Origin of the sequence: Reinekea marina, from assembly GCF_030409715.1 — a bacterium.
Classification (GTDB): Bacteria; Pseudomonadota; Gammaproteobacteria; order Pseudomonadales; family Natronospirillaceae; genus Reinekea; species Reinekea marina.
Genome location: NZ_JAUFQI010000001.1, coordinates 2,868,448 through 2,885,182, shown reverse-complemented (window position 1 = coordinate 2,885,182; position 16,735 = coordinate 2,868,448). Strand labels below are relative to the sequence as shown.

13 protein-coding genes are annotated in these 16,735 nt (G+C 45.0%); 5 read left to right on the top strand and 8 right to left on the bottom strand.

Annotation, left to right across the window (positions count from 1 at the left end):
- Positions 1-33: 33 nt before the first annotated feature.
- Complete coding sequence (locus QWZ13_RS15855) at positions 34-1,815, top strand: acyl-CoA dehydrogenase C-terminal domain-containing protein (protein WP_290283390.1); 1,782 nt, start codon at positions 34-36, stop codon at positions 1,813-1,815.
- Between the two features lie 71 nt (positions 1,816-1,886).
- The gene (locus QWZ13_RS15850) at positions 1,887-3,653 is read left to right on the top strand and encodes an acyl-CoA dehydrogenase C-terminal domain-containing protein (RefSeq protein WP_290282628.1); all 1,767 of its coding nucleotides are present in this window, start codon (positions 1,887-1,889) and stop codon (positions 3,651-3,653) included.
- Positions 3,654-3,724: 71 nt separating this feature from the next.
- On the opposite strand, the gene QWZ13_RS15845 is transcribed toward QWZ13_RS15850, so the two are convergent.
- The 6 genes from QWZ13_RS15845 to QWZ13_RS15820 all read right to left on the bottom strand — a co-directional run bounded on the left by QWZ13_RS15845 (position 3,725) and on the right by QWZ13_RS15820 (position 9,379).
- Positions 3,725-3,997 (bottom strand): TMEM165/GDT1 family protein, encoded by a 273-nt coding sequence (locus QWZ13_RS15845; RefSeq protein ID WP_216000087.1) that lies wholly within the window; start codon positions 3,995-3,997, stop codon positions 3,725-3,727.
- 18 nt (positions 3,998-4,015) lie between these two features.
- Positions 4,016-4,498, bottom strand: a complete 483-nt coding sequence (locus QWZ13_RS15840; protein ID WP_290282627.1) for a c-type cytochrome — start codon at positions 4,496-4,498, stop codon at positions 4,016-4,018.
- 4 nt (positions 4,499-4,502) lie between these two features.
- Positions 4,503-4,709 (bottom strand): heavy-metal-associated domain-containing protein, encoded by a 207-nt coding sequence (locus QWZ13_RS15835; RefSeq protein ID WP_290282626.1) that lies wholly within the window; start codon positions 4,707-4,709, stop codon positions 4,503-4,505.
- Complete coding sequence (locus QWZ13_RS15830) at positions 4,706-7,102, bottom strand: heavy metal translocating P-type ATPase (RefSeq protein ID WP_290282625.1); 2,397 nt, start codon at positions 7,100-7,102, stop codon at positions 4,706-4,708. Before QWZ13_RS15830 ends, QWZ13_RS15835 begins: the two co-directional genes overlap by 4 nt.
- Before the next feature lie 75 nt (positions 7,103-7,177).
- On the bottom strand, positions 7,178-8,599 hold the full coding sequence (locus tag QWZ13_RS15825) for a protein adenylyltransferase SelO (protein ID WP_290282624.1): 1,422 nt from the start codon (positions 8,597-8,599) through the stop codon (positions 7,178-7,180).
- 9 nt (positions 8,600-8,608) lie between these two features.
- The gene (locus QWZ13_RS15820; protein WP_290282623.1) at positions 8,609-9,379 is read right to left on the bottom strand and encodes a Crp/Fnr family transcriptional regulator; all 771 of its coding nucleotides are present in this window, start codon (positions 9,377-9,379) and stop codon (positions 8,609-8,611) included.
- Between the two features lie 42 nt (positions 9,380-9,421).
- Here QWZ13_RS15820 and QWZ13_RS15815 point away from each other — a divergent pair, with 42 nt between their 5' ends.
- Positions 9,422-11,806: a DNA polymerase II gene (locus QWZ13_RS15815; protein WP_290282622.1), complete on the top strand. Its 2,385-nt coding sequence runs from the start codon at positions 9,422-9,424 to the stop codon at positions 11,804-11,806.
- 20 nt (positions 11,807-11,826) lie between these two features.
- Here the strand turns inward: QWZ13_RS15815 and QWZ13_RS15810 are convergent, their stop codons facing one another.
- Positions 11,827-12,324, bottom strand: coding sequence for a DUF4124 domain-containing protein (locus tag QWZ13_RS15810; protein WP_290282621.1), 498 nt, complete (start codon positions 12,322-12,324; stop codon positions 11,827-11,829).
- A 234-nt stretch (positions 12,325-12,558) separates the two neighbouring features.
- Between QWZ13_RS15810 and mrcB the strand changes: the two genes are divergently transcribed.
- The gene (gene mrcB / locus QWZ13_RS15805; RefSeq protein ID WP_290282620.1) at positions 12,559-14,907 is read left to right on the top strand and encodes a penicillin-binding protein 1B; all 2,349 of its coding nucleotides are present in this window, start codon (positions 12,559-12,561) and stop codon (positions 14,905-14,907) included.
- The gene (locus QWZ13_RS15800) at positions 14,877-15,518 is read left to right on the top strand and encodes a tetratricopeptide repeat protein (RefSeq protein ID WP_290282619.1); all 642 of its coding nucleotides are present in this window, start codon (positions 14,877-14,879) and stop codon (positions 15,516-15,518) included. The genes mrcB and QWZ13_RS15800 overlap by 31 nt, the downstream gene beginning before the upstream one ends.
- A 12-nt stretch (positions 15,519-15,530) precedes the next feature.
- Here QWZ13_RS15800 and QWZ13_RS15795 read toward each other — a convergent pair whose 3' ends face one another.
- The gene (locus QWZ13_RS15795) at positions 15,531-16,733 is read right to left on the bottom strand and encodes an AGE family epimerase/isomerase (protein ID WP_290282618.1); all 1,203 of its coding nucleotides are present in this window, start codon (positions 16,731-16,733) and stop codon (positions 15,531-15,533) included.
- Positions 16,734-16,735 lie beyond the last annotated feature (2 nt).

The following is a 16,735-nucleotide window of genomic DNA, read 5'->3' as shown; positions in this document are numbered from 1 at the left end:
GACTATAAAAAGCCATCCTCGAGAGGAATCAACATGCCAACATATAAAGCTCCCATTCGTGATATGCAATTCGTTATGCATGAAGTGTTTAATTCTGAACAACACTATGCAAAGTTGGGAAATGAAGATGCAACTCCAGATATGGTCGATGCGATCATGTCAGAAGCCGCAAAATTTTGTGAAGAAGTGCTAGCGCCTTTAAACAAAGTCGGCGATCAAGAAGGGTGTACGTGGGTAGACGGTGAAGTTAAAACACCGACTGGCTTTAAAGAAGCTTACCAGCAGTGGGTAGAAAATGGCTGGCCATCTCTAGCATTACCTGAAGAGTACGGTGGTCAAGGCTTACCTGATTCTATGGGCAGCATGGTTTCGGCTATGGTAGCCGAAGCAAACTGGGCTTGGGGTATGTACCCTGGCTTGTCACACGGTGCAATGAATACGTTAGGAATGCACGGTACCGATGAGCAAAAAGAAACCTATTTAACTAAGTTAGTTTCAGGTGAGTGGACAGGCACTATGTGCTTAACCGAACCGCATTGTGGATCTGACTTAGGTTTATTAAAATCAAAAGCTGAGCCAAACAGCGATGGTTCATACGCTATTTCGGGTACTAAAATCTTTATTTCTTCTGGCGAACACGACATGGCCGAAAACATCGTGCATATTGCATTAGCACGTTTGCCTGGCGCGCCAGAAGGTACAAAAGGTATATCATTGTTCATCGTACCTAAGTTCTTACCTGATGGTACCCGCAATGAAGTTCAGTGTGGTTCTATTGAGCACAAAATGGGTATTCACGGTAACTCAACCTGCGTAATGAACTTCGATAAAGCCACTGGATTCTTAATTGGTCCAGAAAATGAAGGCTTACGCTGCATGTTCACCTTCATGAACTTTGCACGTTTAGGTACGGCCGAGCAAGGTGTGGCTTCTGCAGAATTATCTTTCCAAGGCGCACTTGAGTATGCACGTGAGCGTTTGGCTATGCGTTCTTTGACTGGCCCTAAAGCGCCCGAAAAAGCAGCCGACCCTATTATTGTTCACCCAGATGTTCGACGCATGTTGATGACGCAAAAGTCATTCGCGGAAGGCGGTCGTGCAATGATGACGTATGCCACTTTCTTAGTTGACACCGTTAAGCTGTCGAAAGACGAAGCTGAAGTGAAAGCCGCTAACGATATGCTTTCTTTCTTAACGCCAATTGCTAAAGCATTCCTAACCGAAGTGGGTACAGAAGCTGCGAACCACGGTGTACAAATTTACGGCGGTCATGGTTTCATTCAAGAATGGGGCATGGAGCAAATTGTACGTGATAACCGTATTTCTCAGTTGTACGAAGGTACTACAGGCATTCAAGCACTTGACCTTCTAGGCCGTAAAATCTTAATGTCACAAGGCGAGGCGCTTAAAGGTTTCACTAAAATTGTTCACAAATTCTGTAAAGCAGAAGCTGAAAACACTGAGTTGAAAGGCTTGGTTGAGAAGCTAGCGACACTGAATAAAGAGTGGGGCGATGTGACTATGCAAGTTGGCATGAAAGCTATGCAGAACCGTGAAGAAGTTGGTGGCGCTGCTGTCGATTACTTGATGTACTCTGGTTATATTTCAATGGGTTACTTCTGGTTGATGATGGCGAAAACAGCACAAGAAAAGCTGGATGCAGGTACGGATGAAGCGGATTTCTATAAAGCGAAAATCGCTACCGCTAAATTCTACTTTGATCGTATTTTGCCACGTACAGAGTCTCATCGTTTGATGATGATGAATGGCGTAGAAAGCACCATGGCATTAGACGAAGATCACTTCGCTTTTTAATTTCTTAAATAAAAGGCTCTGATTCTCAGGGCCTTTCTCTTTTTAGTATAACAACAACGACAGGTGGCATTATGGCTGAATATAAAGCGCCGTTACGCGATATCGAATTTATTCTGAACGAAGTGTTTGATGCAGATAGCATCTGGGCATCTATGCCAGCTACGTCCGAGGTTAACTTAGAGTTAGCCAGCGCTATCTTTGAAGAAGGCGCACGTATTTGTGAAAACGAATTGTTGCCTATCAACCGAAGCGGTGATGAAGAAGAATGCCAGTTTGAAAATGGCAATGTAACAACGCCAAAAGGTTTTAAAGAAGCCTATCAAACCTACGCAGAAAGTGGTTGGGTTGGCTTAGGCGGTGACATTGAATTTGGCGGCCAAGGCATGCCAAAAATGCTAACGGTTATGTTTGAAGAAATGCTTTATGCTTCGAACACTTCTTTTGCGCTATATCCGGCTCTAACGACAGGTGCTTGTTTAAGTATTTTGACGCACGGTAGCCAAGCTCTGAAAGAAACTTACTTACCGCCAATGTATGAAGGCCGCTGGGCGGGTTCTATGTGTTTAACAGAGCCTCATTGCGGAACAGATTTAGGTATTCTAAAAACCAAAGCCGAACCAAAAGGTGATGGTAAGTACGCAATTACGGGTACTAAAATATTTATTACCGGCGGTGAACACGATTTAACCGAAAACATCGTTCACCTTGTATTAGCGAAACTTCCAGATGCCCCTGCGGGTCCACGTGGTATTTCATTATTCTTAGTCCCTAAAGTATTGGTAAACGAAGATGGTTCACTCGCCGATCGAAACTCAGTTTCTTGTGGCAGCATTGAACATAAGATGGGTATCAAAGCCTCTGCGACTTGCGTGATGAACTTTGATGGTGCTGAAGGTTATTTGATTGGTGAAGAAAACAAAGGTTTAGCGGCCATGTTCACCATGATGAACTACGAGCGTTTGTCGATTGGCTTGCAAGGTATTGGTTTAGGCGAAGCGTCTTACCAGTCGGCACGTGCTTATGCACAAGACCGTATTCAGTCCCGATCACCAGGCGGCGCTGTCAATAAAGATCAAGTAGCAGACCCAATCATTGTTCACCCAGATGTTCGTCGAATGCTATTAACTCAACGTGTTTACAATGAAGGTGCGCGCGCTTTTGCCGCCTATGTGGGCATGTGGTTGGATATGGCAAAAGGCCATGAAGACGAAAGCACGCAGAAAAAAGCAGATGCCTTGGTGGCACTGTTGACGCCTGTCGCCAAAGCATACTTCACCGACCGTGGTTTCGACGCAACTGTACTCGGTCAGCAAGTTTTTGGTGGTCATGGTTACATTCGTGAATGGGGTATGGAGCAGTTTGTACGTGATGCTCGTATCGCTCAAATTTACGAAGGTACTAACGGTATTCAAGCACTCGATTTGATGGGTCGTAAAGTTGTGGCGAATGATGGCGCAGCTTTCGGCATTTTCAAATCTGAAGTAGAAGTATTCATTGCAGAAAATAAAGAAGCCGGTGATATGATTGCATCATTGCAAACCGCCTTAGATTTATTAGATGAATCGACTCAAGTTGTTTTGAATTCTGCAAAAGATGATGCCTTTGCCATTGGTTCAGCAAGCTGTGATTATTTAGACCTATTTGGCTTAACCGCTTATGCCTTTATGTGGGCTAAGATGATGGTCACTGCGCAAGGTAAAGAAGGTGACTTCTATACCAGTAAAATTGCCGCAGGGCAGTTCTTCTTTGCTCGAATTCTACCTGAAGCACATGCTTATGCAGCAAAGGTAAATGCCGGCAGTGACACGTTAATGTCATTGGAAGCGGATTTATTTTAATCTGAAGTGATTCTGTAACGTTAAATGAAGGCAGCGACCCTTGGGTTCGCTGCCTTTTTTATGCCTATAAACTAAGCGTTGTAGAGAGTGAACGCGCCAATAGCAATAAAGCCTATGCCGGCAATATAGTGTAATACCTTTTCATTGATGTACTCAGATAAAACCGAGCCTGCTAGCACCCCGATGGCGCTGGCAACTATCAATGCGGCACTGGCCGCTAAAAACACCGTAGTTTTACTAACCGCTTTATCGGCCGCAAATAGCATGGTGGCTAGTTGGGTTTTATCTCCCAGTTCGGCAATGAAAACCGATGCAAAGATTGTCAAAAATATTTTGTAGTCCATACAAACCCTTGGTAAACGTTAATTTTCACGATTCGATTGTTCGCGTCCTAACCACATACGGTAAATATCATCTGACCAATAATGTTGGAAGCTGGCGATAACACTGAGCCTTTGCTCAAAAGACAACACCGATTCCCATGCCGGCATAACACCGCCAACAGGAGCGCCGCCTTTTGCGATAACCTGATCTAACACGGCTAATGGGTGGTGCCAAGCGTGGGCACTGCCATCTAAAGGTGGCGGTGGATAATTACCATTATCATCAACTTCTTTCCAATTTGGAATAGACTCTGCTTTTACGCCATGACAACTTGCGCAGTTTTCTGCAAACAGCTTGTTACCTTCACGCAGTTGTTGTTCGGTATACCAGCGCTGGGTCACTGGCTTTGGCGTTAGGTCTACACTAACAACACTTGGGGCTGTAGGTGTTTCTTTGTTGCACGCAACAAGCACCACCGTAGCTAAAAAAAGTATCGAGGCTTGCTTAAGTTTGCCGATCATTTTACTAATCCTCTTTACTTTCTAAAACATCGAACCCAGCATCTTCAATTGCGCTGGTTAATGCATCTATATCGGTTGAAGCGTCGATACGCGCCCATTGTGTGCTTAAATCGAAACTCGCTGAATTCACACCCTGGGTATTACCTAATGCCTTTTCTATTGCGTTAACGCAGCCTTGGCATGTAGCGCCTTCTATCTTTATTGAAATCATTTTTGTGGTTCCTGTTGAGTAATGGATTTAGGTGTCCAGCTTAAAAGTAAAATCGAGCTTAATACAACGCTGACGCTTGAAAACGCCATCGCAGCGCCTGCGACGATTGGGCTTAGTAAGCCAAAAGCCGCTAAAGGAATGCCGATGCAGTTATAAATAAATGCCCAAAATAAGTTCTGCTTGATTTTATGTTGAGTTTTAACGGCAATATCTATGGCCGCAACAATTAAGCCCAGTTTAGGTTGCATAAGTGTAATGCCAGCGGTATCCATGGCGACATCGGTACCGGTGCCCATTGCAATACTCGCGCTGGCCGCAGCTAAAGCAGGAGCGTCGTTTATACCATCACCAACCATAACCACTTTGCCATGCGACTTAATGAGCTGATTGATCGCCTGTGCTTTGTGTTCTGGCATGAGCTCACCGATGGCGTTATCAATACCTAACTGTGTCGCAATTGATGTTGCCGCGGCATTGTTATCGCCCGACAGCATCCAAGTTTTAATGCCACGTTGATGCAGTTGATCAATCGTTTGTTTTGCATCATCTCTAGGGCTGTCTTCAATATCAAAGCGCGCAATGAGTTGTTGGTTTTTACTGACCCAAACAACACTGGCAGCCGTGTCTTTAGAGGGTCGGTCTTCTTCTTTGATAACAACTTGGTGCGCTGACAGAAGTTTCTCATTGCCAAAAAGGTATCTGTCGTCATTGAAATGCGCGATAACGCCTTGGCCAGAAATATTTTCAAACTCAAAATGATTTGAATGACTTTCAAGGTCAGCCAGATGCTCTGTAATGGCATGCGCTAAAGGGTGCTGACTGTTTTGCGCAATACTCTTAACGTATCTCAACTCACTTTCGGCATGGCGTGGTGTATGTTTGTAGGTTACTTTCGGCTGCCCTTGGGTGAGTGTTCCTGTTTTATCAAATACAATGGCTTTGGTGCCTGCTAGTAGTTGCAGTTGATCTATGTCGCGAATTAATACCCCTACTCTGGCACCTACGCCACTAGATGCCATAATTGCGGTAGGAGTTGCTAAACCCAAAGCACATGGGCAAGCAATAACCAGCACAGACACCGCAGCCATTAGGGCAACATCAAAAGAATTAAACCACCATTGGGAGAGCAATGTTAAAGCAGCGATGCCGATGACAATGGGTACGAAAACGGCCGCAATTTTATCGACGGTCTTTTGAATTTCTGGCTTCTTCATTTGAGCATCGTTAACAAGATCGACAATTTGCTTTAGCCTAAAATTTTCAGAGGTCGCTTCCAGTCGCACTCGAATACTGCCGTTACCGTTTTGCGTACCAGCCAACACGGTTTCGCCTTTGATTTTACTCACCGGCACGCTTTCTCCAGTGAGCATAGATTCATCTATGGTTGTAGCGCCTTTAACAATAACGCCATCAGCTGGAATGGTTTCTCCTGGCGTCACCTGAATTTCATCTTTTACTTTTAAATCGGTAATGGGGGTTTTTACTAACTCGCCTTCTTCCCATTTGCTGGCATTGGAGGGCTGCAATTGCATCAACTTTCGTATGGCATTGCCGGTAATATATTTAGCGCGCTCTTCCAGCCACTTGCCGACCACGACTAAAGTAATGACAACCGCTGCGGCTTCAAAGTAAAGATGCATAGAGGGCGTAAATAGCCACAAGTAGAGACTGTAGAAAAACGCGGTGGTTGTACCTAATGCGACCAATACGTCCATGTTAGCACTGCCATTTTTTAGCGAGTGATAAGCACCAACATAGAAACGTCGTCCAATAATAAATTGAACTGGGAGCGTCAGTAAAAATTGCACTAGAGCGGGCAGCATCCAGCCTAGCCCGGCAAGCTCACCGATCATTGCAATGACCATAGGCAATGATAATGCCGCACCCATAACCGCTTCACGTGCTAAAGGTTTCGCACGGGAAGATTCGGCGGCTGATTGCTCTTGATTATCGTCGACTACCGGGTAATTAATCTGAGCTAATTTAGCCACAATGTCGCTTTTTTGAATGAGACCATTCACCCAAGTGACCTTTAATGTCGAGGTGGCTAAATTTGCATTTGCGCTTTGCACGCCAGGAAGTTTTAGTAAGACTTTTTCAATACGTGCCGTACAACTAGCGCAGGTTACGTTTTGAACTGAAAAGGTGGCCGACATTGTTTCGGTGTCGAACCCTGAAGCTTTCACCCACTCGGGTAGGTTTACCGCATCCGCTTTATCTTTTAAGCGAATATCCGCATTGGCGAGCGCTAGATTTACGCTGACCGACTCAACCGCATCGCGCTTAGTTAAACTGCGCTCTAGCCTCGAAACACAACTGGCGCAAGTCAGCCCTGTAATAGGGATGATAAATCGATTATTTTGATTGTCAGACATACAGACCTCGACATTCATAATTAGGAGTCAGGCAAATTATGAAGCTTCGAGCAACTTTAAGGTCAACTGAATTTTTAAAATGTGTACATAAGATTAGCTACTGCAGCTCAAACTTATGTGTTGATCGATGTTTTGGGGCTTTTGCTGCCATTGAGACCATTGAGGCCGTTCTTCAAATGGCGACATCAATGCAGCATAGAAAGATTCGAATGGTTTAAAATCGCCTTGATAGGCTGCATCGATAACTAGTTGAAGCAGCTCGGTTCGGGCAACGGTCGCAGGGTTTGATTGTTGCATTTGCGTTAAACGATTAGCGGAATCTTGCTCTAAATAGGGCTGAACACTTTTATTCCAAGCTAAAAATGCATCACGGTCAGTAAACTCATCGACCAGTGTTTCCCATTGGTTTAATTCGAGTTTACTCAATTGGCGGAAATACCAGTGAAAGTCTAAGTGGTTATTGGCTAGTAGCTCTATCCACTGAGCGCAAAGCGCAGGCGGAATGGGCTGCTGTAAGTTGCCGCCTAAACGACGATTTAAGAGCTGGTAATACTGTTCATCACAGCGGGGTGCAAACAGTGCCAGTGCTCTTTTTAACGCCTCTTCAGGGACAATTAAACTGAGTGCTTGAGCTAGCTTTTGTAAGTTCCACATGGCAATTGATGGCTGTTGGTTAAACGCATAACGCCCAGTTTGATCGGTGTGATTAAAAACAGCGTTCATTTTTGTCGTGTCTAAAAACGCAAAAGGACCATAATCAAAGGTTTCGCCTAAAATACTCATATTGTCTGTGTTCATGACCCCATGAACAAACCCGTATGCCATCCAATAGGCCATCATTTTGGCGGTGCGTTTTACGATGAGTTCAAACAAGGATGCATACGGTAATTCTTGCAGCGCAGCTTCTGGGTAATGATGTTCAATGACAAAATCGGCTAGGTGCTTTAAAGCCTTCTCATCGCGTTGATACGCTAACCATTCGAAGTGACCAAACCTAACGTGGCTTTGAGTGACCCTTAATAAAGTAGCTCCAGGTTCAGTGGTTTCTCGAACCACTTGCTCGTTAGAGCCTATCAGTGCTAATGCGCGTGTCGTTGGAATGCCTATGGCGTTTAACGCTTCGCTGCCTAAGTATTCGCGAATGGAAGATCGTAATACAGCCCGGCCATCGCCAAAGCGGCTATAAGGGGTTTTACCTGCGCCTTTTAGGTGAAACTCCCACAGTTGCTGACGGTTATCTTGCCATTCACCCAGCAATAAGCCTCGACCGTCGCCTAAATCGGGGTTCCAACCACCAAATTGATGACCCGCATACTTCTGTGCAATGGGGTGGGTGTCTTTAAAGATGGCTTGGCCTGAAAATACAGCTAAGAGTTCAGGAGAAGCCCTATGGGGTAGGTTTATTTGCTCAGCTAAAGCTTCATTAAATGCAACCCAATAGGGGGAAGCCACTTGAGTTGGCACTACTTTACTAAAGGGTGCGGCATTAGAGTCAATATAGCGCTGCTTTAGCAAAGGGTGCTCCTATTGGATTTTACTGTTCAAGGCTTTGATTTGTCGCGCCATATTCTCGATTAACGTCATGGTGGTTTGTGGGTGCGATTTAATCAGAGTGACAAACTCTTCTTGCGGCACAGCCAGTATAGCGCATGGCTCTGCGGCCTTTACCGTTGCCGAACGGGTCTCGCCCGTAAATACGGCCATAGCGCCAAAAATTTCATCGGTGAGTACTTCGCCTACTTTAACCTCATCAACAAAGACATCGGCTTTACCTTGTAAAATGGTAAAGACTTCATGCGCTTCATCGCCTTGTTTAATAATAGTTTGGCCCGGCTCAAAATTTAAGAAACCCGTGCTCGGCTCGACTTTGGTTGTGTGATTGCGACCATAGGCATCTTGGTACAGCGAAACCAGCGTTAAAAGATAACTGTTCCAAATGGCTTGTCTTTCTTTGGTTTCGTTGACGAATTTCAACAAAGTATCGGCCGAATATGGTTTTACTTGCGTATTGTCTTCTACCGCGATGCGTAATGATGGTAATTGGTAGCATTCGGTTAAACCAATTATGTCGCCTTTTTCGAAGTACATGCACAGCTGGTCGTTGTGATACCCAGATAAGTTACCATGCTGTACAATGAACAGACTTTCGGTCGACTCTAACTCGTAAAGATCGGTTGATGCATTTAAAGAAATAGCCGGTACATCGGGTAACTCTTCAAATAGTTTGTGAGCTAATTTCTTTAATCGATCCGTGAGTTGGTCAACGTATGCGGGGCGTTCGCCGAGCAATAACATAGTCTATTCCTGTACTTATTTTTCGGCCAGTATAGCAAGCTCATGGAAGTTGCGTATAGACTGAATCTCAATTTCAGGAACCTAAATCAACCTTTTGGCTTTTTCACAGTGAGCAATTCCCAAGCAGAATTTATTTTAAGTCGCCATTGGTCGGAAAACGAACATGGTATAGAGCTGCGTTACTGGCTTGTGTCGGGTAATGGCGTGCGATGCTGGCAACTCGAACAGCAAGAATCTACCTGTTTTATTGCGCAACATCAGCTAAAAAAATGGCAAACAGTTTGGGCCAAATGGGGACAAAAAGTTCGCGTGGGCCAGCAAAGCTTTAAAACCTTTAGTGGCTTGCTCGCCATTGCCGTATACAGCAAAAGCTTTTCGCAGCAGCGGCGTTGGGTGAGGCAAGGGCGAGACATTGGGTTGTTAGTTTGGGAAGACGATGTTAATCCGGCGGATCGTTTTTTAATGGAGCGGTTTTTATTTGGTGGGGTTCGTTTTCAAGATTCGAAGGCTAAACCTGCTCATGCTAGCCCAAGCCTTAAGGTGTTATCCATCGATATTGAAACTTCGTGGTACACACCAGGTCAGACACCTAATTTATACAGTATTGCCTTGGCCACCACAGATAACCAGCAGGCTGTATTCATCGTTGGCGAGCCTAAAAAGATTGGAAATCAAGACTTAAATGTTTCTTGGTGTCAGAGCGTTAGCGAGTGCTTACTCCGCTGCATTGAAATGATTCAGTTGTGGGACCCAGATTGTATTGTCGGGTGGAATGTTGTTGATTTTGATCTTCGAATTTTGCAGCAACATTGTGATCAGCAAGGCATAGAGTTTCAGATTGGTCGAGATAAAAGTGCCCCCCGATGGCGAACTCGCTCAGATAACCCGAATCGGCATTACATCGATGTTGAAGGTCGGCAGATTGTTGATGGCCCCGGTGCTTTTCGATCAGCCGCTTGGGCGTTTGAGAGCTATTCATTAGAAACTGTGTCTCAATCGTTATTAAACCGAGGCAAGCAAATAGCCCACACCGACGATAAAGTCGATGAGATCGAGCGTATGTATCGCGAAGATACGGAGGCCTTTGCTCGATACAATCTTGAAGACGCAGTCTTAGTTATTGAATTATTCCATAAAGCAGGGCTGTGGCATTTTTTGATTGAACGAGCACACTTAACCGGACTCTCAATGGATAGAGCCGGTGGGTCTTCAGCAGCATTTAACACCGTTTACATGCCACGCTTGCATAGACAAGGTTACATTGCGCCCAGTATCGGCGACCAAACGTTACAACTGGATAGCCCCGGTGGTTTTGTAATGGACAGTCAGCCGGGCTTGTACCAAAACGTACTGGTCCTAGATTTTAAAAGCTTGTACCCATCCATTATTCGTACGTTTTTGATAGACCCTTTGGGGTTACAAATAGGCTTAAGCTCATCAGAATCGGAGACCGTTGAAGGCTTTATTTCAGCAAAGTTCCATCGAGAAAACCATATTTTACCTGCACTCATCGATCAGCTTTGGCAGGCGCGAGACGTTGCAAAGCAAGACAATAACCAACCCATGTCGCAAGCCATTAAAATTATCATGAACTCTTTTTATGGTGTGTTAGGCAGCCAACTGTGTCGCTTTTTTGATCCCCGTTTAGCAAGTTCAATTACCATGAGGGGGCACCAAATTCTTCAAGAAAGTAGGCAGTTTATTGAGCAGCAAGGTTACAAAGTTATTTACGGCGATACCGATTCAATTTTTGTTCATGCAAGCCAAACCGATAAACCAGAGCAATTGGGAGTGTCGCTTGCGCAACAGCTTAACCTTTGGTGGCAACAGCGCTTAGAAGATGAATTTAACTTGCCGTGCCATTTAGAAATGGAATTTGAAACGCACTACCGTGAGTTCATTATGCCGACGATCAGGGGGACTGAAACGGGGTCTAAAAAACGCTACGCGGGAATTAAGGTATCCAATGGTGAAGAAAAACTCGTTTTCAAAGGCTTGGAAGCGGTCCGCAGTGATTGGACAAAAATGGCAAAGAACTTTCAAATTGAGCTTTATCGGCGAGTCTTTGCGAAGGAAGATCATCGTCAATGGGTGGTCGAAACGGTGTCTGCATTAAAATCTGGCCAGCTCGACGATCAATTAGTGTATAGAAGGCGACTACGTCGCTCAGTTGAGGAGTATCAAAAACAGCGCCCTCCTCATGTACAAGCTGCGGCCTTAAAACAACAATTGAACCCAAAGTGGCGAGGCCGCACCATCGATTACGTTAAAACTGTGAATGGCTGGCAGCCCAAGCCGTATGTTACTGCCGCGTTAGATTATGATCATTACATTGAAAAACAAATAGAGCCTATTGCTGACGCTATTCTTCATTTTTTAGGGGAGTCTTTTAAGGCGTTACTCGATGAGCAGCTCTCGTTGTTTTGAGGCTGCTCCTTTTTATAGAATTATAATTTACCGACGGTAAAGCGTTCTTGCCCGGCGATAAACTCCATGTTGGCTCCGTCGAAATCAACAATAGTGTAAATTAACTGAACAGGTTCAACTGAACGGGATATTTTCCCGGCCGATGATATTTCTTGTGTAAATTCAGTGATTACAGTTAGGGTCGTGTCTTCGAGTGTCCATACACCTTGATAGTTGTATACCGACTGATCTGAACGAGTTTGCGTGAAAACGATATTACCTGCACTGCGCATACTCATTTTAACTTCACCGCCTTTATCGCCGGCGCCAAACCATTCTCCAGTTAATGCATCGGATTCAACTTCAACAGCGGCCTTTTTCTTGCCTTGAATAGCAATTTCGGTGACTTCGGCCTCGGCTGGTGGGCGATCGCCATAAACCGTATTGCCATTTTCATCTTGCCAGGTGTAAATTTTTCCGGCTGCAAAGGTCATAAACGGTAGGCAAGCCAATAATATCAGGCTGAACAGTCGAATCATGGAAAGGTCCCTTTGTATCTAATTGTTAGTCAGTGATTGTAGTTTAACCTTCTATTATAGTGAAAGGGAAACCCTAAAGTGGGGCAAGTTCACGATTTCCAGTGATTTTTTGATCAATATTAAACCTGCAGCACGCTAAGACCCTTTAACAATAAAGAGTATGGGTAAAAAAGACACTCGAATGATAAATGGGTCAAAGACAACGACGCACACTGTCTTTATACTACGCAACCTATGGCTAAAAAAATTCCCCAAAAACCGAAAAAAACCTCATCAAAACCAAAGAAAAAGTCGAATCAGCGGCGTCATCTCTGGCATTCCTTTGTAAGCATTAGCCTTAAAATAGGCATAGTGGCGGCATGTTTGGTGTTTTTTTGGATGATCTACTTAAATGCCGTTGTCAAAGAGCGCTTTGAAGGCCGTCGATTTCAAATCCCCGCTCGGGTTTATAGCGAAGCTCAAGAAATCTATGCCGGTGCGCCTGTTCGACAATCTGAATTTATCCAATTACTTAATCAATTGGGCTACCGTAGTTCAGCCTCTGTTTCCCAAGAAGGGCGATATGTAGAGCACGGCAATCAGGTAAGAGTGCATACCAGAGGGTTTCGTTTTTGGGACGGTGAAGAATCGGGCAGATGGCTCAATATTCAGTTTGATGCAAATGGTATTGCACAAGTCACCGATTCGGCTGGACAGTCGGTTTTACTCAGCCGATTAGACCCATTATATATGGGCCAGGTATACCCAGGGGTAGCAGAAGATCGAGTGTTGTATCGGTTAGAGGAAATGCCAGAAACTTTAGTGCTGGGTTTGTTGTTAGTCGAAGATGACCGGTTCTTTGAGCATCATGGAGTGTCGATTCGAGGCATTGCTCGAGCCCTCATTGCTAACATTATTTCGGGGCGTGTCTCTCAAGGGGGCAGCACGCTGACGCAACAGTTGGTTAAAAACCTGTACTTAACCTCAGAGAAAAAAATCAGCCGAAAGATAAATGAAGCGTTGATGTCACTTATTTTAGAGTTTCATTTCTCTAAGAATGAAATTTTAGAAACCTACATGAATGAAGTGTACGTAGCGCAGCAAGGGTCTCGATCTATTCATGGTTTTGGTTTGGCGGCGCAGTTCTTCTTTGCCACCACTTTGCAAGATCTCGATATTCATCAGCAAGCGTTGCTTATTGGTTTGATAAAAGGTCCTTCTTATTATAATCCGCGTCGGAATCCAGAGCGTGCCACTAAGCGACGAAATACCGTATTAGAAGTCTGGCTCGACAGCGGCTTAATTAACGATGCCCAATATCAAGCGGCCTTAAAGGCACCATTAGATGTGGCGGATAAGCCTGGCCAAGCGAGCTTTCCTGCCTTTATGGATGGTCTGCGTCGTCAATTGCAAAAAGACTACCGAAAAGACGACTTAATGGCCGAAGGGCTGTCTATTTTTACAACGTTGAGCCCGGTGGCTCAAACCACAATTGAGCAGCAAGTAGCTGTTGGTTTGGCCGATATAGAGCGAGACCATCGCTTAGAGCCGAAGTTTTTACAATCGGCCGCTGTGATGACTCGCCCATCGACCGGGGACGTACTGGCGGTAGTAGGCGATCGGGATGCACGAGCGTCAGGCTTTAATCGCGCACTCGATGCACAACGTTCAATTGGCTCGTTAATGAAGCCCGCCGTTTATTTAGCGGCCATTGAACATGGCTATAATTTATCCGACTTAATCAGTGACGCTGATGTGACCGTAGGTGCAGGTGATGGCACCACTTGGCAACCGAAAAACTATGACAAAACCAGCCACGGAAACCCGATGTTGATTGATGCGATGGCGAATTCTTATAATCAAGCAACCGCACGTTTAGGCATGGAAGTAGGTCTAGCAAACGTATTTGATGTCATAGATCGGTTGGGTATTGGCAATCAGGTCGCCAAAGTACCCGCTGTGATGTTGGGAGCTCACGGCATGTCGCCAATGCAGGTGGCTCAAATGTATCAAACCATCGCTGGGAATGGTTTTTACACGCCACTTAACTTTATTCGTGCCGTTTCGCACCCTGAACAAGGGTTGATTCAGCGCTTTGATTTATCGGTGAAGAAACAGTTTGAGCCTGAACATATTCATATTTTGCAACGCGCAATGCATGAAGTAACCGTCACAGGTACTGCTAGAAGCCTTCAATGGCGTTTGCCTAAAAATTGGTGGATAGCAGGTAAAACAGGCACAACCGATGATAATCGCGATGCATGGTTTGCCGGCCTAACAGGCGACAGACAGCTTGTGATTTGGGTGGGCAATGATGATAACAAACCCACACCGCTCACGGGGTCTTCTGGCGCCTTGCCTATTTGGGCAAAAGTGATGCAAGTATTGCGACCCATTCAAGAGCGCCGAACATTGCCGGCTAATATAGTTGAAATAGACGTGAATAAGGCCGGCCGACAAGTACCCAGTTGGTGTGACGATGTGCGGACAATTCCCTTTATTGCTGGCAATGAACCGGCTCGCGGCCTAACCTGTCACAGTAATGAACCCAAACCCGATACGGATGATTCTACATGGCTACAAAAACTATTTGGGCGACCATAACCGCAACAACGATTTGGCTTACTGGTTGTGCCACACTTTCTGGCGTCGATCAAAATACACAGAGCACGCGAGAGAGTAATCAACCACAAATGTCAGAACTTGATGCCGAAGTGACCAATAGTGCAACGGAATCTTCTGAAGCATCAGCTTCGAGTGATGAAAACATTGCAAAAAAAGAGCCCGCTCAAACCAGCAAGCCAGCATCATCTCCGAAACCCCAGCAAGATCCTGGCGCTGATGCTGTGCAGACACAAATCGAACCTGCAGAACCGCCACCAAGCCCGGTGCAGGTTGTCATTCGATTGCAACAATTAGCGTTGCAATTGCAAAGTGAAGGTAAATGGCAAGAAGCCGAAACCGTATTGCAGCGTGCTTTGCGCATTGATGTGCAAAAGGTGGATATTTATCACCAGTTGGCCACCGTGCGGATGGGGCAGCAGCGCTTTACCGAAGCTGAACAAATTGCCATGAAAGGCCTTACCTATACCGATAAATCGCCAAAATTTAAAGCATCGTTGTGGGAAGTGATTGCACAGTGTCGCTCTGCGCAAGGGGACATAGAGGGTGCAAATAGTGCCAGAGAAGAAATGCTAAAGTGGATGTCACCTTAGCATTCCTCTGTTTTATTTCGCCTTAAGAGAATCAACAACTAACGTGCATGCGCCGAGAGTATGGTAATCACACTTAGCGCCCGCTTCACTTTTTTTATCGGTTACTTTTGAGTTGTCGGCATTTAATATTCGAAACCAAGCTCCATGCTTGTGATCAATGAAATGACGCCAGCTGTACTGCCAAAGTTGATCATAGTGTTTCCAGTATTTTTCATCACCGGTAGCTTGAGCTAACAACGCGGCGGCCGCAAAACTTTCGGCTTGAACCCAAAAATATTTGTCTTCGTCACAAATATTCCCGTCAGGATCAAAACCATAAAACAAGCCGCCGTGCTCGGTATCCCACGCAATTTCAAACGCTTTATCAAAAAGCTGTTGTGCGCGTTCAACCATCCAGTTTTCAGGCTTATGTTTATGCAACATGAGCAGTAATTTAGTCCACTCAGTTTGGTGTCCGGGTTGAAACCCCCACGGGCGGTAAAGGTTTTTAGGGTCATCCTTGTTGTAATCCCAATCGATGTTGAGATCGAACTTAAAATGCTCCCATATTAAACCACCTGATTTATCCGCTTGTTCAACGGCAATGGTTCTAGATAAAGCGTAGGCCCTATCTAAAAATTGATCATCGTGTGTGGCTTCATAGGCAAAAATTAAGGCTTCGCACATGTGCATATTGGCATTCTGGCCGCGATAGTCAGAGGTTTGTGACCAATCTGCAGATACTTCATCGGCGTATAAGCCTTGCTCGGCCTGCCAAAAATGCTTTTCGAGCAAAGACCAAGTGTGATAAATATCGGCTCGTGCACTTTCATCGCCTTGCTTTAAAACTGTAGCAAAAGCCAGCATGACAAACGCCAAACCATAGCATTGGTTGGTTTCATCATTTACTTGGTAATTTTCAAATGTCCAGACATAGCCTTGCCGTGAATTTTGCCAGTGCTGAGATCTTAAAAACGCCAAGCCATGTTGTGCCATTAATTTATGGTTTTCATCGCCGAATAGGCGATGGGATTGTTCAAAATTAAAAATCATTCGGCACGAGCTCACAAGATGCTTCGTGCCTCGATCATAGACTTCACCGTTATCTAAATAGTTGTGAAAAAAACCGCCGGATTCATCTTTAGCGTGATTGTAAAATTCGATAATCGATTTGATGTGAGACTCTAAAAAGTCAACCGATCTAAAATTTGGCAGAGTTGAATGAGTGTTGCTCACAA